The following is a 19,996-nucleotide window of genomic DNA, read 5'->3' as shown; positions in this document are numbered from 1 at the left end:
GCGCTGAGGCGCATCTCTCCCACCACGGACCCCCTGCAGAAAGGAAAGCACCATGCCTGAATCACAAGATCCTCCGGGATCGTCGGATACTGCGGGGGGTTCTGGTGGGGGTGCCGGAAGGTCGGGTGCCGGATCCGATGTCACCGCCGACATGTCTTTCGAGACGATGCTCGCGGCGGTCACCGGGCTCACCGAAACAGGCCTCGAGGAGGCGCTGGTGGCAGCCAGCGGCGGCGAAGGCACCGGATGGATCTCCACCACGCCCGGCGGACCCGGCCGCGATGCCTGGTCACCGAACCTCTCCTACGGCTACTTCCACTATGAGGACGACCAGCGCTACTTCGAACTGATCGCGAATCCCGAGCCCGTGAACGAGTTCAACAGCGCCATGACGGCGATCGCCGCGAACATCGCCAAGGTGCAGCACGACACCATGCCGGGATTGAGCGCGCAGCAGATCAATCGTGCGGCTTCGCTGTTCTCCAACTACAGTTTCCGGGTCTCCTCCAATGCGGGCACGTTGGAGAGCTATCGCGCGGGGCTCGAGGCGGAGGACTCCCCGATGAAGGGCGCCACGGCCGCCGCCTTGGTCGCGAATCTCGAGGCGATCGCGAAGACGTTCGAGTCGATCCGCAGGCAGCTCTACGACCACGGGATCGCCTACGTGGCGATGTCGACGATCGGCCAGGCGATCAAAACCTTCAGCGCAACGGTCGCCGAGATCTGGGACCGTTACGCCCCACAGATCGCATCGGCATTGACCCGGACGCGAAGGGCTTATCTCGAGGACATACGGCTCTGGATCGAGGCCTGGGACTTCTCGTATCGCAACGAAGACAGCTCGCACAACGGGATGCCCAAGGACCGCATCCTGCAGACCCTTTCGCAGTATCAGGGAAAGGTCGGCTCGAGCGACGACGGCGGTTACACGCAAGTGAGCGGAAATCTGCTCGATGCAGGAACCATCGCTCAGATGAATCAAGCGATCTCGCAGGCGGTGCGCTCGATCATGAGCAAGGCTGCGGCTGAGCTCTTCACCGCGCAGCAGACACTCGCGGACACCATGAGACGCTCGTTGCGAGCATTGGACCAGATGGTCGATCCCGTCGCCCAAGCGGATGTCCCCAACCCCGGCCCGGGCCCCGGACCCGGGCCTGGGCCCGGGCCTGGGCCGGGGCCCGGTCTCGGCGGTCCCGACGGCGACGGAAAGGACGTTCCCGACGGCGGCGGAAAGGACGGGCCCGGCGGAAAGGACATTCCCGACGGCGACGGAAAAGACATTCCCGACGGCGGCGGAAAGGACGGGCCCGGCCCGGACGACGTCGGTGGCCGCGACATTCCCGACGGCGGCGGAAGCGGCTTCCCCGGGCCGGACGACGTCGGTGGCCGCGACGTTCCCGGCGGCGGCGCGGGTGGCGGCGGCGGCCTCGACGGCAACAGGCTGGCGGGCGGTGGGCCTCCCGGCGGTGCAGGCGGCGGTTTCGGCGGCGGCGCTGGCGGCGTCGGCGCAGGTGGCGGTTTCGGCGGCGGCTTCGATGCTCCTGGCTCGAACCTGTCCGGTGCCACGGGTGGAGACGGCTTCGGCAGCGGTCCCGCCGAGGTGGGCGGTGGCTCTGTCGGAGGCGGCGGAGTGGGCGCCGGGTTCGTTGGGGGCGGTGGCGTGTCGTCGGGCCAGAACTCGTCCACGCACACTCGTTCTCAGCGAGGCGGAAGCGGCGTCGGCGAGCAGGAAGGCAGCGGCTTCTGGGGAACGGATGCCCCAGACATCGAGTCCGTCGTCGGCGGGGCACCCGGCAGCGGCACAGGGACACCGGATTCGGGGATCCCCGACTCGCTCACTTCGTCGAGTGAGAACGTGCCGCCGCGCGACTCTCCGGGAGCAGGTCTCGGAGGGTCCGGATTCGACCCCGGAGCCGGCAACGATCTCGGGGCAGTCGCGCCGGGAACGGCGGGTCCTGCCGATGATGGCTTCACCGGGACAGGTTCGGAGACCGGATCTTCTGGGACTGGCTTCGGTGGCGAAGGCACCGCAGGTCCAGGCGCCGGGTTCGACCCCGGCGACTGGACCACGGGCGGCTCCGGCACGTCCGACGACGGATACGCCGGCGGCGGCCCCGGCACCGGCACCCCGGGCGGATCCGGAATCGGCGGAGACGGCTTCGGCGGCCCCGGCACCGGCACCGGGTTCGACCCCGGCGACTGGACCACCGGCGGCTCCGGCACGTCCGACGACGGATACGCCGGCGGCGGCCCCGGCACCGGAACCCCAGACGGATCCGGAATCGGCGGAGACGGCTTCGGCGGCCCCGGCACCGACTCCTCCGGCTTCCCGGGCTTCGGAGGCGCCGACGTCGGGGGCGATTACGACTTCCTCGCGGGTGGAGGCGCTGGTTCGCCGGCGGGCGGGCCGGATCTCGCCACTTCCGGGAGCTCGGGCGGCGGCGGTTACAGCCCGTCGGGCGTCTCGGGCGACGCCGGTCTCGACGCCGCTGAGCTGCCGGCCGAACAGGCCACGTTCGGCGAATCGAACGCCGCCCATGTTCCGCCGGGCGGCGAGCAGTTCGGCCGGTCGAACCCAGGGGGAGCATTCGGCCCCGGTTCCGGCTTCGGCGACATGGGCGGCGGCGGAATGGGCGGCGGTGGAATGCCGATGATGCCGATGATGCCGGGTGGTCAGCAGGCCAAGGACCGCGACCGGGAACGCAACACCTGGCTCGCCGAGGACAGCGAGGTCTGGGGAACGACCAACGCCAACGGCAACGGAGTCATCGGCCTGACCGAGGACAACGAGGAGGCGCGTCCTGCGCACGTTCCCGCTGGCGTCGCCGCGGGCAGGGCCCCGTCGACGTCGCCGCGCCGTCGGCCCGTACAAGAAGCGAGGGCCGAGGAAGCCTCGGCCGCCGATCAAGGAGGAAACTGATGCGATTCACGGGTGAAGAGCTCGAACAGATGATCGCGGAGATGGCGGAGACTCAGGCATCCATCGCCGGTGTCGAGAAGCAGCTGAGCGAGCTCTCCGCCACGGTCGTGTCCAAGGATCGATTGGTGAGCGCGACCGTTGACGCGCAGGGAGCGATCTCGGAACTCAAGCTCTCAGGACAGTCCTGGCGTGAGATGTCCGCGAAAGAGCTCACGACGAAGATCATCGATGCGGTGACACAGGCGCAGCACGATGTCGCGGAGCGCAGCGCGGCGCTGCTCGCCGGCATCGCGCCGGAGGGGATCGATCCGATGAGCGGACTGCCCGACGGCATCGACATGGAGTCGATGATGACGGGTCTGCTGTCACAGTTCGGGAGCGTGACACATGAGTGAGGACATCTTCGCAGCCGATCCGAACGCGCTGCGCAGCAGCAGCCGACGAATCGCCGCGCTGAAGGGCCGGGTCCAGGAGCTCGCGCGGGGCGTCAACGACATCATGGTGGGCTACCCGAACGCGGCGGGCGACGGCAGCTACCGCGAGGCCTTCGACAAGAAGTACGTTCCCTCGGCGACCGAGTCACACCGGTACACGCAGGAGCTCGCCGAGGCCGTCCAGGATTTCGGCAAGGACATGTCGGATGTCGCGGTCGTCGTCGACGATGCGGACGGCGACGCCACGGCCAACGCCAGCCGGCGTTAGGCCGGAACCGAGAGCCGGCCGGAAGCGAAGACGCTATGGCGTTGATGATGAGCCCCGAGGCGTCGACCCTGTTCCAGGTGTTGACGGGCGAGAGGTTTCCTCAGGCCAATGAGGATCAGCTGAGGAGGATGGCTCAGGCGTGGAGACGCGCCGCCGTCGACCTCACGGACATCGAGAACGACATGCGTCTCGAGGCGATGCGCGCGCGCCGCAGCTTCGTCGGAAAGAGCGCCGAAGCGTTCGCGACGCGAGCGGACGCGCTCACCGGCGACGGCTCCATGGGCAAGGCCGCTGCCGGCTTCCAGAAGAACTCGGTGACTCTGGACGATCTTGCTCGTGATGTCGAGTACACCAAGTACACGCTGATCGGTGCGATGATCGCGCTTGTCATCGAGATCGCCTGGGCATTCGCGATGGCGGTCCCCTCTTTCGGATCGTCCCTGGTGTGGCTGGCCGCGCGGAAGGCGATGTACGCCGTCGTGTTCCGCACGATGCTGCGCAAACTCCTGTCTCATCTCGCCATGTCCGTGGCGTTCGACGTGGCGACCGAACTCGCGATCGACGCGGCCGCTCAGCTCGCGCAGATCGGCAAGGGGACGCGCACGTCGTGGGATCTGAAGAAGACCGGTGACGCCGCGGGCAGTGGCGCGCTCTCCGGCACCTTCTCCTTCATCGGCTCGGGGGGTGCGAACCTCGTGAAGAAGGCCTTCCCCGGCGGAAGGGGTGCGGGAGGCGGGCTCGTTCCACCACCGAACAACGCGTTCACGAGGCCGACGCCGAAATCGACGGCGGGGGACATCGCCGAGGGCGTCTTCGTCAACATCTTCACCGAGGTGATGACGGAGGGTACGTGGAGCGCGGCCAACGGTCAGGGGTTCAACGTGACCTGGGGCTCCGCGACCGCCGGAGCATCGTCGGGCATCGGCACGGGACTGGCCGCCGCTGCGGGCGGACACGTCGGCCCCGACGGCGGGGAGACGGGACTCGGTCTGCGCGGCGGCGACGACGACGGTGAGACGGGACTCGGTCTGCGCGGCGGCGGCGACAACGACAGCACGAGTGACTTCGGTGGCGAGTCGGACGACGACGGCTCGTTCGATGGCGAGCGGTTCGACGCTGGGGCGGGATTCGACGGTGGCGACGGGATCGACGGTGGCGCGGATACCGACAGCGTCGATGGTGGCCGCGGTCCTGCCGATGCAGCAGGGAGCTTCCGCGACGTCGCGGACGCGTCCTCCTCGGCACCGGTCGTACAGCCACGAGATGTCCCCACCGGCGCGGTCGGCTCGCCCGATCCGGTCGGCGGCGTCACCGGCGCGCACGCTGCACCCACGAACCAGCCTCCGCCCACACCTGTGCCGCCGCCGAACGGCCAGGGCAACGCGGCGTCGACGAGTGGAGAGCCGAACCCGCAGCCCCGAGACCAGCCGGGTGACCCGACGGACGCCTCCGGTTCGAGAGTCACCGCGCCCGCCCCGCATCCGAGGACCGACGGTGCGAGCAGCACGGGCACCACCCCGGACCCGACCGGGCCCGTGCCCTCTCCCACCGGTGACGAGCCGAGGGTGTCGAACACCGGCGGCGCTCCACAGCCACAGCCCACCCCCGACCCGACCGCTGCCGCACCCGCTCCGGATCCGATGCCCGAGAGCAGCAGTGCAACCGACACCGGTGCAAGCGCGGACGCCGCTCGCACCAACCCGGACCGGGCCGACACCATCCCCGACCCCGTGCCCGCCCCGGGGAACGATCCCACCAACGCTCCCACCGGCACGGGCACCGACACGGGCGCCGACGACGGCGCCGAGAGCACGCCAGCGCCACAGCCACAGCCACAGCCACAGCCACAGCCACAGGTCACACCCGCCCCGACGGCTGCCGCACCCGCTCCGAATCCGACGCCCGAGAGCAACGGCGCAAGCAACGCCGGCACGACCGTGGACCCCACGCGCAGCATCCCGGACCCGACCGGCACCATCCCGGACCCCACGCGCAGCATCCCGGACCCGACCGGCACCATCCCGGACCCCACGCGCAGCATCCCGGACCCGACCGGCGCCATCTCCGACCCGACCAACGCCATCCCGAATCCGACAGGCGGCGTCCCGGACCCGACCGGCACCGTCTCGGACCAGACCGGCGCCATCCTCGACCCTGTGCCCGCCCCGGGGAACGATCCCAGCAACGCCGGAACGGACACGGACGCGGACACCGGCACCGGTAGCGAGACCACACCCGCACCACAGCCACAGCCACAGCCACAGCCACAGCCACAGCCACAGCCACGGCCCACCCCCGACCCGGCCGGTGCCGCACCCGCTCCGGACCCGGTGCCCGCGAACGCCGATGCGAGCGACGCCGGAACGACACCGGATGCCACCGGCACCGTGCCCGACCCCGGGCCCACTCCCGCCGACAACCCGTCGAGCACTCCGAACGACGATGGCACGGCGACGGCCCAACCACAGCACGGGCGGGACGAGCAGAACGATGCGGCTGCCCCGCCGGGCCCCGGGGACGCCACGACCACAACCCCCACTCCTGCGCCCAGCCCCGGGGGGAACGACGAGGGCAGCACCGCCACCGGTGGCGATCCGATCGGCACCTCGGCCGAGCCGGCCGACAACAGCTCGACGCCCGCGCCCACGCCTGCGCCGGAGAGCCACGAAGCGACCGATACCGGCACCGACCCGGTACCGGTGACTCAGGACGATCAGGTCGACACAGCCGTCGCGCCTGACCCGATCCGCACGGATCCTGATCCTGCCGGCTCCGTCACGACCGGTCCCGAGTCCGCACACGCTCCCAGTCCTGAGGGCAGCGACCCGAACAGCACCGACGTTGATGGCGCACCTGCGCCACAGCAACGAGACGATCAGAACGGCACAACCGTCGAGGCCGACCCGGCCCCCGTCGAGGTCGACCCGGTCCCCGCCCAGCCTGGTGCGTCCGACGACGGCTCTGCTCCCCCCGAAGGCAACGATCCGAGCACAGACCCGGTCGCCTCCGACACGGGCTCCAACAGCACGATCAGCGACGACCCTGTCCCCGGCGACAGCGGCCCGGCGAACCCGGACACAGGATCCGACGGCTCCGCCGTTCCCGCGACGGGGGCGCTGCGATCGTCATCCTCCGGAGAATCCGGAGGGCGCCGGACGCCGAACCCGCCCGCCTCGGCGAAGGTCCCGACCAGCGATACCTCCGACACGGGCCAGGGATCGACGAGCGAGACCGAATCGCCTGGTGACGGCCGAGACACCGCCGGGAGCGACCTGCCTGCGACGACGAGTGACGCGCATCCGCAGCAGCTGCCTCCCCGGCCCGATGTTCGTCAGCCGACTGCCGCCGTGGCCACAGCCGAGACATCGGGGACTGCTCCCACGCCCGACCCCACACCTGCACCCAAGCCGCGACGCAAACTCCAGCGCAACCCGAGGTTCCAGCCCCCACGCAACACCGACACCGCACCCACACCCGACCCCGCACCCATCCCCGATCCCGAACCGGCAACCGACCCCACGCCCACCCCCGCGACCGACCCCGCACCTGCACCCAGACCGCGACGCAAACTCCAGCGCAACCCGAGGTTCCAGCCCCCACGCAACACCGACACCACACCCACACCCGACCCCGCACCCGTCCCCGACCCCGACCCGGACCCCACCCCCGCTCCCGCGACCGACCCCGCACCTGCACCCAGGCCGCGACGCAAGCTGCAGCGCAACCCGAGGTTCCGGCCCCCGCGCAACACCGACCCGGTACCCACACCCGACCCCGCACCCGTCCCCGACCCCGAACCGGCAACCGACCCCACGCCCACCCCCGCGACCGACCCCGCACCTGCACCCAGACCGCGACGCAAACTCCAGCGCAACCCGAGGTTCCGGCCCCCGCGAAACACCGACCCTGCACCCGCGCCGACCCCGGAACCCGGGCTCGCTCCTGTCACGGGAACAGGCAGCTTCTGGAATCAGGTCCTGGCCGGGGGACACATCCCCGTGGTGTCGCTCGCGGATCAGGGACCACTGGTCACGGAGATCGCGAGGCAACTCGACGTTCCGCCGACCGACGTGCTGACCGCGCTCGGTGTCACCCCGGGAACCTCACCGGCCGACCTGTCGGCGGTGTGGCGCAAGGCGTTCGATGACGGCGGAGTGGACATCGGCGGCGAGCGGGTCGACCTCGCCATCACTGATGTCACCTCACGGCCGGACGACGGCGATGCTCCCGGCCAGATCTCCCGAAGCTACGCGGCCGAACCCGACACCGAGCTGAAGAGCAGCTTCACCGACACGAAGGCGCTGACGTCTGTCATCATCTCGGGCGTCGCGTGGGGGGTGTTCGTGCCGATCGTCGGCGGCAGCTCCACCAAGACGAACGCAGAGGGAACCAAGCGCGACGGTGAAGTGACCACGGGCGTGTCGACGGCGGCTGATCCGAAGCCGTTCACGCTCAAGGTCGAAGTGCGCTCCAGCCGCGCGGCGGGCCCCGTCGACGTGGACGGGTACCTCGCGGTGCCGGATCTCAAAGACACCGATCCATCCGCGCCCACGCAGTTCACCGGCCCGCCGGCGGGCCGTACGACCGGCGCCCGTGGCGGGCAGCCGCGACTCAGCGCCAAGGCCGCGGGAAAGAGGCCGGAGGCTGCGGCTCCCCCCGTTCACGGCCAGCCGTCTACGACCGGGCCCGCGCGCCCCGTCGACATCGACGGCCTGTCGCCTGCTCGCGTCTTCCGCGAAGGTCCGGATTCGCGGAAGATGCTCTCCGAAGAGGAATCGCGTGCGGTCACCGATCTTCTGATGAAGTCCCACGATGCCGAAGCGAAAGCGAAGGGCGACGGAAAGGACACCATCTTCTCGGTCCGCGCCGACGACCCGGCCGCCATCACGTTCCTCGGCATCACCGAAGGCGACGTCGACCTGAAGTCGTCCAACAGTGCGATCAACTCGCGCAGCGTCGATACCGGGGTCTCCGGCGGGTTCATCCCTCTACCTCAGGCCGTCGACGGCATCCTCACCGGCGGTCGAGTCAGGGTCGGCGCGGGCGGGGCGGCTTCACAGAAGACCGAGACCAGCGTGAAGGAGACCAAGGGAGGTCACATCGACCTGGCCGTCTACTCCGTCACGCGCACACTGCACCGCCGGCAGGCCCCAGGGCTGAAACAGCACCTGCCCGGTCACACTCCCGCGTCCGCGAGCGACGGACGTTTCACCGTCACGAGCACTTTCGCGGTTCCCGTGGTGACGGCGATGGATCGGGGACTCTACGTCCCGGCGCAATCACAGGGCACAGAACCGCCGAACCGCGCGTCGGACGAGATCTACGAAGCCTCCCCTTCCCCTCGCGACGGCGACGGCGCCCCGACACCCGGCGTGCAACCTGGCGGGTTCGACCCTCGTCAAGACGCGGTCATCCTCACACCGACGGATCTCGCCAGCAGTCTGATCACTCAGCTGAGACTCTCCGACGGTGGCGCGGCCGCTGTCCGGAAGGAGCTCCATGGCCCGCACGGTGCAGAGTTCCTGCAGAGGTCCGCAAGTGACGGGGCGTTCATCACGTGGGAGGAGGGTTCCCGGACGCACCGTGTGCGGGTACGAACGGACATCAACCTCGACGGTTCCGTCCGCGATACTCACAGCGGCTCGAAGCACGGAGACGCCAAGTCGTCGGCGAGCATGGCCGGGACGAGTTCCCACAAGGGCGGCGGTGGCGACTTCGCACTCATCGTCGACCTGCCCGACAGTCGCGGCTACTTCCTTCTGTTCGCCGGGGGTCGGTACCACACGGGTTACGGCACCTCCGTCACGCATTCCAGCACCGAGGGTGTGACTGTCAAGACCGACGGTCGGGTCACCTATCACCCGGCGAGGGTGCACGTCGACGCGACTCATCACGTGACGAAGAACCCCGGCTTCCTGCAGAAGGTGTTCCTGGCCGGACGCATGTGGGGAAGCGGACCAGCCGCGAACCGCACCCAGCAGGTCGCCGCCGCCCGCTACGACGACGTCGGGAGCACGGTCGTGCGCCGGGACGGGACGATGACGTCGTCCCGCCCATCTGCGCAGGGGGACCCGCAGACCGTCCTCGGCGTGTCCGATCCTCCCTCCAGAGCCGTCGACCTGCACCGCTTCGGGAAATTCGCGAAGGTGGAATCCGCCGAAGGTGCTGAGACCCACAAGAAGCTGCTCGAGGCCGCGCTTTCGAAGCGCCCCCCGGTGTCCGGCGACGATGCGGGCGCACGGTCTCGCTCGCCATTGGGAAGCGGATTCTTCCCCAGCTGGGGTCGTGGCGATGTGAACATCGACGGTCGCAATGTCTCCTTCCCTCAGGGCCCGTTCACGAGACCGGGCACTCAATCCGCTGCTGTCCTCAGCAGCATGGGGACCTCCAAGGGTCTGCGTGATGTGATCTACGACGGCATCCGGAATCGGTCGACCGATACCGGCACGTTCAAGCGCCCCGGACGCATACGCGATTTTCAGGGTGACGTCGTCATCCGAAGCGCCCTGTGGGCGCCCGAGGTCACGGACATCCGCGACAACCGCACGCTGGAGCGGTCCTCCGCCACCGATCACAAGACGGTCACCTCAGACGACAGCGGCGGCGGCGGCTCGGTGCAGGCACGGATCCGGTTCGCACCGCACGTCGACGGAGACAATGGCCCCTCGGCACAGGCGGAGATCGTCGGTGGAGCCGGCAAAGGGAAGGGGCACGAGCAGGAGCGCACGCATGGCACGACGGCGACCCAGAAGTACACGGGCAAGACCGCCGTGATCCGGTTCGGATCGACGCGCACGTACACCCCGTCGCTCGAGATGCGCTCGTGGCTCTGGAACAGCGCGTTCCCGGCGACGACGTTCACCCGGCACGAGCCGGGCAGCGTGACGATCGAGATGCCGCTGAGGGATGCGATCGACTTCTACGAGGCGAACGACCTTCCCGTGCCTCCCGAGCTGCGAGAGACCGACGGCGACGATCAGGACAACGGCCCCACGAGCGCGCCGACCGAACCCGCCGACGCGGCCAACCCGACCGACCCGACCGACCCTGTCGAACCTGCCGACCCCGCCGACCCCGCCGACCCCGCCGAAGCGTCTGACCCGGCTGACCCTGTCGAACCTGCCGATCTCGCCGAGCCCGCCGGCCCGGCCGAACCTGCGGAACCGGCGGACCCGGTTGAATCTGCCGAACCGAGCACGGATGAGTCGGCAGACGGCACCGGCCCGACCGCCGATCCGCTCACACCGTTCCGCGGCCATACCGACGCCATCGCGGCCTCCGTGAACTCCGACGGACTGACACCGGCCGACCAGGATGCGATCAGGACGCGCGCGACGGAGCTGGGGATCGGCCGCGACGATGCCCAGCGCGTCATCGATGAGGTCAATCAGGCGGTGAACGCTCCCGCGGGTTCCGGCATCATCCGCAGCGCGGTGGTGCAGCCGGCCACGATCAGCGTGCCGCTCGCCCTCGGCAACTTCCACGCGCGTTTCGCCGAGATCACCATCGCGGTGGATTCTCGGGATGCCGTCGACGACCCGGCCGACGTTCGCGAACTCGACGGGCAGGGCTACACCACCAGCCATTCCAGTGGCGATCGGCACACGCGGAGCAAGGTCGGGGGCTACAGCGTCGAGGCGAACGCTCGGGCCGGTGGCTGGGGTCAGCTGACCCAGGATGAAGACACACCCAAGACGTTCGCGACGCCGCAGGCACGAAGGACGTTCATCGATCGCACGCATGCGAAGGGTGGAACGGGAGGCACGTCTTTCACTCGCACCGCAGAGCACAAGGACGTCACCGACCACCACGTACCCGTCTCGTTCACCGTGAACGTGAAGTTCCGCGAGCACCTCTCGGGGGCCGCCGATGTGATCACGCCCCGGAAGTACAGCGAGGGGACGAGTCATGAACTCGGCGAGTTCACTGTCGACGGCAGCATCGACTTCACGGAGCCCAAGAACACCCCGAGGCCCCTGCCTTCCACGGCCGGGCGTGAGAGCGGATCCGGTGAGAGGTTCACCCTGCCCGCGACCGGCGGCTGGCGGCCGGTCTGGCTACCGGGCCACAGCGGTCCGGATCTTCGCGCGGCCGTGCTCGACGTCATCGGTCAGCGCGGCGCCCCTCGAGACGGGCACGTCTACGACCAGTCCTTGCAGACACTGTTCTCGGGCGGGACGCTCTTCGAGACTGTCCCTGACATCCTCTCCGGCGACGGATCCTCTGTCGGCGGGCTGCTCGCAAGGGGAGGCCTCTTCCGCGACAGGCTGGTCGACATCTCGATGACGGGAAGGATCACGAACCCGTCGGTGCGAGATGGCGCCCCGCCCCCGTCTACGAACTTCTCGCAGGAGAAATCCGAGTTCTCGGGGCCGTACAAGGGAAAGGGCACCGCCGATGGCGACGAAGCGTCGCTGCCCTGGCTCATCGGCGACAACCGGAACGCCGATGAGTACGGCACCGGCGGCCTGTTTCCCGCCATCAGGGTCGGCGAGTCGCATACCAGCGACAGCGTCGTCGATTGGAAGAGGACGACGAACCACAGCCATTCTGGCGACAGCGTCGTCGTCGACGGCACCCTCGTGGTGACGGTGACAGGCTCCACGTCGTCGACCAGCCCCTTCACCCCGGCCCCGACTCCCCGATCGCAGGACGTGCATCTTCCGATCATCCTGCAGGTGTCGCGGGATCAGCTCGGCTCGCTGAACCTCACCCCGCCTCCGCCCTCGGACACGAACCCGCCGGAGGAAACGCCCGCGGCCACCGACGATCCGACATCCGTGGACAGCACGAGCCCCGCAGAGGCCTCGCCGCCCGTAGACACTCCCGCACCCGCAGACGACCAGACACACCAGACAGACCAGACAGACCCCGCACCCACCGTCGACCAGACACACCAGACAGACCACACAGACCCCGCACCCACCGTCGACCAGACAGACCAGACAGACCAGACAGACCAGACAAACCAGACAGACCAGACAGACCCCGCACCCGCCCTCGACCACACAGACGACACAGACCAGACAGTCCAGACAGACCCCGCACCCGCGGACGACACCCCGCCGGCAGAGGCCATCTCACCTGCCGGTGAACCTGCTCCTGCCCATCGTCCGACACCGGCGCCACTGCCTGCGGCCGCCTCGATGCCCGGAGGAGCCACCATGACCTCACCCGCCGGTTCGACGTCTGGTGTGATCGGCTCCGTCGGCAACCCGGTGCCCGTGCCTTCTACGCCCGCGCATCCGTCCCCCGTGCGCCCCGGAACCGACGACCCCGCTCCCGTGATCGTCGACGCCGTCGACGACCCGGCTCCTGTCGCCGTGAACCCCATCGAGGTGACCCTGGTCGAGGTGACCCCGGTCGACGTGACCCCGGTCGACGTGACCCCGGTCGACGTGAACCCCATCGCCGTGACCCCCATCACCCCGAGCCCGGTCGACGTGACACCCATCACCCCGACACCCATCACCCCGACCCCCGTCACCCCGACTCCTATCGCCCCGGCCCCCGTCCCGGTGAGCCCGACCACCGTGCACCCGGCGACCGCCGATCCCGGACCCGCGAGCCCCCGAACCGTGGATCCGAGGCCGGCGAAGCCCCGAACCGCCACCCCCGGCCCGGAAGGCGACGCGCGTGCCGACGCTTCGGAGCACCCCGCCGACTCCGAGACGGCCGACACTCCCGAACCGACGCAGCCGGCCGAGATCCCCGCCGTCGATCCCGGACCCGCGAACCCGGGTCCCGACGGCGCGGCGGCGGATGCCTCGGCGTCGGCCGGATCCGGCCGACCACGCAGCGCATCGGCTGAGCTGCAGGATCTCTTCGAGGACGCGCTGACACGGCATCGGGGGGAACCCTCGCGCAGGCACTCCTGGTGAATGTTCACCTGAGATGAACCCTCCACACGACGGCGTGCGTGTGCATTCCGAGGGAAGGAATCACAGTGACGACGATCACGGTGGAGCCGACGGAGAGCAGCCTCCTCATCTCCGAGGCCGGAACGAACGATGCGGCGGAGAGGTTCACCGCGCTGCCGCCCTTGACCGCTGCCCGTTACCTCGTCGTCGCATCCGACGCGGTCGACCGTCTGCGACAGAGCGAGACGCCCCTCCTGGACAGCATCCGGCCGCACGCACACAGCACCTTCGTGGCTCTCGAAGCCGGCTTCGGCACCGCGGTCGACGAAGAGAAGCAGCCGCCCGCGATGCGACTCGCCGCAGAGCTCGGGGTGACAGTGGTCGCCCCCGAAGGGCAGTTCCTCTCCTGCGACGGCGCACTGTTCGCGGTCGGAGCCGACAACGGCTGGGTCGCTTACAGTCCCCTCGGCGTCAAGTTCGTGCACGGCAGAAGGTACCCCGCGCCGTCGTGGCAGGAGCATCTGCCGGTCAAGGTGAAGGGCACCGTTCAGATACCCGCCGGGCTCTGGGTCACCGCCGAGGCGGATCCCTCGCACGCCGTGCACCTCGCCGACATCGCCGTGCACCCTCAGAAGCTCCTCGTCGTCGTCGGAAGCCCGGATGCGCCCGCGCCAGAGTTCACGCAACTGCTGGACGCCCTTCGCGCACTGCCCGACCAGACGCGCGCCTCGGCCCTTCTGGTCGGCTATGGGGAAGAGAGCCTCGGGCACGACACCGTCCGCCGCCTGGCCGAAGAGCTGCAGGAGCCGCTGAGGATCGCGCATGGCGTGACGATCGGCGGAGAGCTCGTTCGCCTCGATCGTGCGCGGGAGACTCTCACGGCGACCTTCGCGAAGGAGAGCGTGTGCACGCCGGACGGCGTGATCGAACTCGACCGGTGGTCGGCTCCTCTGGGGCTCGCGAACGTGAGCCGGAACAGCTATCGGCTCGCTCCCGGCTGGCTCGCGGATGTGGTTCCGGCTGGTCTGGTCGTGCGGCCGGCCCGGCAGGCCCCCGTCGATGCAGTGGATGCCCTCGCTGTCATGCCCGAGACCCTCACCGTCACGCTGTGCGCGGACGGCGCTGAGGATCTGAAGAGGGTGGTCGAGCCTCTGCGTACGATGCTGGAACGGCTGCGCGAGCACACCCGGACCCGTCTCATCCCCGGCGACAGAACAGCCAGACGCGTGATCCGCAACGCCTTCCCCGGTACATGGGCGCCGACGGCACGATTGGCGGTCACGGAGGACGGCCGGATCATCGCGGCGTCCGTCGACGATGACGAGATCATCCTGCTCGAGGAGCAGGTTCCCCAGGCCCCGCGGGATGCCGACGACGTCGGTCCGCAGATCGGCGACGATCAGGATGGGGCCGACGGCCTCCCCGCACCCGCTCCCCCCTCCTCACGGGTCGACACCGGCACGGCGTCGGAGGACGCGGAGGACAGCGGGCGCGAACTCGTGCCGGGGCGCCAGCCCGATGCCGCGGACCTCGCGCCGACGGTCCTCTGGAACAGGGAGGCGGGCGCCTCGGCTCCTGCGGCCGACGGCGTCGCCAGCCGATCCGCGCCGATCCCGCATGCGCGGGTCGAACCCCCAGCGCCTTCAGCCCTGGCCCTCACCCACGAAGCGGGAAGGCCGTCCGCGGGCGCGGAGGAGATGCCGGCGCGCAGCCACACCGCGCCGCCGCCGGCGGCGGCGGCGGAAGAGGACGACGACGCGCTCGTCGAGCCGACGGGCTCCCAGAAGACCGCGGCGATGGCCGCGCCCCAACCCGCACCACGGCTTGTCACGAAGCCGAGCGACCCTTCCGACGCGCTCGCCCGCGCACTTCGCGGTTCGGCGGCGTCGGCAGACCTGCTCGCCGGGGGCTCGTCCCGGCCGGCCGGGTTCGACGCTGCCGATGCGATCACCGGCGCCGCGGGACGCGGAATCTCAGAACTGTCGCTGAGACTGGGTGACGTCGCGCCCAGAACTCGCGGCACGGCCTCCTCCTGGCGCCCGGAATCGCCACGGGCCGAGGAGGCGGCGGCGAGCGACGTCGGAGGTGCCTCGGCATCCGGGAGCGACGCGTCCGCGAGCGAGCCCGGCGGTGCTGAAGCGGGGAAGACGGGAGCCGACGCGGCGGCGGAGAGCGAGTCCGGCGAGATCGCGACCGCCGACGCGCGCGCCGCCGAGGAGTCGTCTTCGGCGGCATCCGTCGACCCTCCGGACACGATGGTCTCGGCACCGATGGACGACGTCGCCCCCACGGAGATCGAGGTTCCCCGGGACGCGCGTTCGACGGCTGCTCAGCGCCAGCGCGTGCGCGCGGCGCTCGGCGCACGCTACGACGTCGCCAGCCGCTCGGTCTCGCAGCTGCTGGCGCAGCAGCCCGGCATGCGGGTGACCAGTGGGGATCGCGCAGCACTCCTCACGGCGTTGTCGGTCGTGAGCGTCTTCGCTCACGACCCGACCGCTCGATACGACCTCGACTTCCATACCTGCCTCGCCGAAGGGCTCGCAGCCCTGCCGACCACTCGGTCGATCGTCGTCCGCGGGCTGCCGGCTGCGCCGGCGGCCCCGCAGGACGCGATGGTGTGCTCGTCCACCCCGTTCCTCTCGGCTCCCGTCGACGCACCGCTCACCGGTCCGGTCGAGGCCCTGATCTGGACCACGAGCGGACGCCGCCTCGATCGGCTGATGGCGGGAACGGATGCCGCGGCCGACGTCATCGTCCCTGCGCATACGCGACTGCGGGTCTTGGGCACGGCTGACGGGCGGGTGCCGCGTCTGCTTCTGGCGGAGGCCGGCGTGAACGAGGAGGGCGTGCTCACGCGGCTGCACGATGCCGCCGCGCGCCGCGACAGCGCGCCGATGGCAGCTGGAGATTCCCGGTGGCTGGGCGAACTGCGAGAAGCGGTGTGATGGAGCATCCGATGACCGACACAGCAACCGCATCCGTCCCGGCGGGCGAAGCGGAGCCCCGCGGCGTGCCCGGATTCTCCGGCGTCTCGCAACAGGCGTCGGCGACGATGCGACGACTGCTGGCTCAGCTGTCGCGGCGCGGGGCGAGAGAGCCACACGTCGCCCGCGTGTACGACGGATGCGAAGACGGCCGGCCCTGGTTCGATCCCGGTCACCCGGTCATCGTCGACGCCGACGAGAGGGCGAGGATCCTCCAGCTTCTGCGTCGCGGGGGAACCGTCCTCCACGCCGCCGCTCCCCTGCGCGACGAGCTCAGCGGCGAGGAAGGCGCTGTTCCCGGCGACCTGCGCTCCGACGGATCCTGGATCTGGAGCGATGCGGCCGCCTACTACCTCGACAACCACTGGATCGCCCCCGATCCGCTGCTGATCGCCCACTTCGCGAACACGAGACCTGTTGCCCTGACCGATGACACCTGGCGCCGTCTGTACACGGCGATCCGTCCGGACCTGTGGAGAGGAAGCACATGGCCGCTCGACTGATGACGCAGAAGCGGTCCGCCCTCACCGTGTGGGCGGGAAACGCCGACTGCCACCAGACGATCACCTCGGCGATCGCGGTCGCCAACGATGGCGACGTCATCTCCATCCGGCCCGGCGTGTACGCCGAGTCCGTGGTGATCGACCGTTCCGTCACGCTCTCGGGCACGGGAAACGTCGACGACGTCCGCATCGAGGCGACGGTCGCGCCCGCGATCACGTGCACCGTCGGCGACGCGCGGATCTCGGGCATCACCATCCAGCGCTCCGACGGCGATGTCGCGATCGACGTCGGCTCCGGCTCGCTCTCGATGGACGAATGCGTGGTGGAGGCGTCGGCGGACGTCGCCATCGTCGTGCGCAGCGACACCCGTCTCACCGCACACAGTGTTCGCATCGGCAACGAGTCCGGTGCGGGCGTGCTGGTGTACGACGGCGGTGTGGCCGAGATCACGGAGTCCACGCTGCGCGAGATCAGCACGACCGCGCTCGTGGTGCGCGGCGCGAGCTCCGCGCAGTTCATCGACTGCGACATCGATGATGTGCAAGGCGGGTTCCTCGTCGCCGACGGTGCACGGCTCACCATCACCCGCGGAAGGGTCTCCCGCGCCCAGCAGAGCATGGTGACCGTGGAGACCGGCGGCACCGTGGACATCACGGGGACGAGCTTCAGCAGCGGAGCCGGCATCGGCATCCTCGCCACGACGGGCGCGAAGGCCGCACTCGCCGACGTGGACATGGACGGGCTCGGGGCGCAGAGCATCGTCGGCGTGGGAGATTCGACGATCAGTCTGTCGCGCGTCGAGATCGTGCACAGCGGAGCGCACGCGCTGCAGCTCGCAGATCAGGCGAAGGCATCCGTGAAGGACTGCCGGTTCTCCGACGTCACCCACGACGCCGTCGTCGTGACGGGAACGGCCCGGCTGGAGCTGTCGGATTCGACCGTCGAACGCGTGCACGGCACCGGGGTCCTCGTTCTGGACGACGCCACGGCCGTCCTGGAGAACGTGCAGATCGCGGATGCGGAGGAGACCGGCGCCTGCGCGCGCGACCGCGCCGAACTCACCGTGGATGCCGGGGCCATTCAACGCTGCCTGGTCGGCGCCGCCTGGCACGATGAGGCCCGCGGGATGCTGCGGGCGACGACGCTTGCCGAGCAGGAGCACGAGGATCTCCATCTCGGCGAGCACGTGGACGTCGAGGTGGTCACCCGCGCCGAGGCGGACGGCGACGACGCTGCGGCGGGCCGCGCCGCCGACTCCGCGCAGCGCTTCGGTGTGCTCGCCGACGGCACGGACACGGCGACGACGCCCGTTCGCGAACGCAGCGAGCTGGACGGCCTGCTCGCCGAGTTGGACAGCCTCGTGGGCTTGGACAGCGTCAAGCGGCAGGTGGAGACGCTGGTGCGCATGCACCAGATGGCCGAGCGACGCGCGGAAGCCGGGCTGCCCTCTCCCCCGATATCGCGGCATCTGGTCTTCGCCGGATCACCCGGCACCGGAAAGACCACCGTCGCACGGCTGTACGGGCGCATCCTGGCCGCGCTCGGCGTCGTGCGCACGGGCCAGCTCATCGAGGTCGCACGACCCGATCTCGTCGCCGCCGTGATCGGCGGCACGGCGATCAAGACCACCGAGATGTTCAACAAGGCGCTCGGTGGCGTGCTCTTCATCGATGAGGCGTATGCGCTTTCCAAGGACTCGGGCTCGAGCAACGACTTCGGCGGAGAGGCGATCGACACCCTCGTGAAGCTCATGGAGGATCACCGCGATGACGTCGTGGTGATCGTCGCCGGGTACACCAACGACATGCGCAGCTTCATGGTCGCCAACCCCGGGCTGTCATCGCGGTTCTCCCGCACGATCGAGTTCGCGGACTACTCCTCGGCCGAGATGGTGACGATCGTAGAGGGCCTGTGCAGCGCCAACCACTACAGCCTGGAGTTCGAGACCGTCGCCGAGCTGCACAACTACTTCACCGATCTGCCCCGCGACGAGACCTTCGGGAACGGTCGCACGGCTCGAAAGGTGTTCGAGGAGATGCTCGGACGGCAGGCCTACCGGCTGGGGAGCAGCGACGAGATCGACGCGCTCACGCTCACCCGCCTGATCCCGGACGATCTCGGCCCTCTCCCCGGCTCGTCCATCGGCGCCGGAGTCGGACGCGTGGATGACGTGCGGGTCGAGCAGCTGCTGGGAACACTGCGCGAGCTGGTGGGACTCGACGGTGTCAAGGCCGAGGTGGAGGGCATGGTCGACCTGCTCGCCTCTGCGCGCCGGCGGCAGGCGGCCGGGCTTCCGGCGCCGTCGCTGAGCAGGCACCTGATCTTCGCGGGCCCTCCGGGAACGGGCAAGACGACCGTCGCACGACTGTACGGGTCGCTGCTGACCGCCCTGGGCGTCCTCGCCCAGGGCCAGGTGACCGAGGTGTCGCGTGCGGACCTGGTCGGCGAATACGTCGGGCACACGGCGCGCCGAACGACCGAGGCGTTCAATCGTGCACGCGGCGGTGTGCTGTTCATCGATGAGGCGTACACCCTGTCATCCGCCAGTGGCGGCGGCAACGACTTCGGGAAGGAGTCCGTCGACACGCTCGTGAAGCTCATGGAGGACCACCGTGACGAGGTCGTGGTCATCGCGGCCGGATACGAGCGCGAGATGGACCGCTTCCTCGAGACGAACCCCGGACTGGACTCCCGCTTCTCCCATCGCGTCAGCTTCGCGAACTACACGCCCGATGAGCTCGTCACGATCGTCAACCAGCACGCGATGCAGTCGGGGTACGAGTGCACCGGTCCGACCGTGGCGGCGCTGCGGGGTCACTTCACGGCCGTGGAGAAGGGACCGGCGTTCGGCAACGGACGCTACGCGCGCCAGGTCATGGAGGCGGCCATCGCCAATCACGCCCGCCGAACCCGTTCGCTGCAGAACCCGACGATGGACGATCTCGTGCTCCTGCTGCCTGAGGACGTGCCCAGGCCCGCGGACATCGGTGCCCGAGTCGGGTGAGGAGCCGGGCGGCGACCGGCCG

Annotated in this window: 7 protein-coding genes; all 7 read left to right on the top strand. The window is 69.8% G+C overall.

Annotation, left to right across the window (positions count from 1 at the left end; translation table 11 throughout):
• Window positions 1-151: 151 nt before the first annotated feature.
• The 7 genes from ACFWHT_RS10790 to ACFWHT_RS10760 all read left to right on the top strand — a co-directional run bounded on the left by ACFWHT_RS10790 (window position 152) and on the right by ACFWHT_RS10760 (window position 19,974).
• A complete protein-coding gene (locus tag ACFWHT_RS10790; protein WP_378828290.1) occupies window positions 152-2,920 on the top strand; it encodes a hypothetical protein in 2,769 nt (922 codons plus the stop codon).
• Entirely contained in the window at window positions 2,920-3,315 is a 396-nt protein-coding gene (locus ACFWHT_RS10785) for a YbaB/EbfC family nucleoid-associated protein (RefSeq protein WP_378828288.1), read from the top strand. The genes ACFWHT_RS10790 and ACFWHT_RS10785 overlap by 1 nt, the downstream gene beginning before the upstream one ends.
• Entirely contained in the window at window positions 3,308-3,622 is a 315-nt protein-coding gene (locus ACFWHT_RS10780) for a hypothetical protein (RefSeq protein ID WP_378828287.1), read from the top strand. The genes ACFWHT_RS10785 and ACFWHT_RS10780 overlap by 8 nt, the downstream gene beginning before the upstream one ends.
• A 35-nt stretch (window positions 3,623-3,657) precedes the next feature.
• Window positions 3,658-13,503 (top strand): hypothetical protein, encoded by a 9,846-nt coding sequence (locus tag ACFWHT_RS10775; RefSeq protein WP_378828285.1) that lies wholly within the window; start codon window positions 3,658-3,660, stop codon window positions 13,501-13,503.
• Window positions 13,504-13,568: 65 nt separating this feature from the next.
• The gene (locus ACFWHT_RS10770) at window positions 13,569-16,427 is read left to right on the top strand and encodes a hypothetical protein (RefSeq protein WP_378828284.1); all 2,859 of its coding nucleotides are present in this window, start codon (window positions 13,569-13,571) and stop codon (window positions 16,425-16,427) included.
• Window positions 16,428-16,438: 11 nt separating this feature from the next.
• On the top strand, window positions 16,439-16,969 hold the full coding sequence (locus ACFWHT_RS10765; RefSeq protein ID WP_378828282.1) for a hypothetical protein: 531 nt from the start codon (window positions 16,439-16,441) through the stop codon (window positions 16,967-16,969).
• The gene (locus ACFWHT_RS10760; RefSeq protein WP_378828281.1) at window positions 16,954-19,974 is read left to right on the top strand and encodes an AAA family ATPase; all 3,021 of its coding nucleotides are present in this window, start codon (window positions 16,954-16,956) and stop codon (window positions 19,972-19,974) included. Before ACFWHT_RS10765 ends, ACFWHT_RS10760 begins: the two co-directional genes overlap by 16 nt.
• Window positions 19,975-19,996 lie beyond the last annotated feature (22 nt).

It is taken from the genome of Microbacterium sp. NPDC058342, assembly GCF_042723935.1.
Taxonomy (GTDB): Bacteria; Actinomycetota; Actinomycetes; order Actinomycetales; family Microbacteriaceae; genus Microbacterium.
Note: the sequence above shows the minus strand (reverse complement) of the source record. Positions and strands in the feature narration are given on the sequence as shown.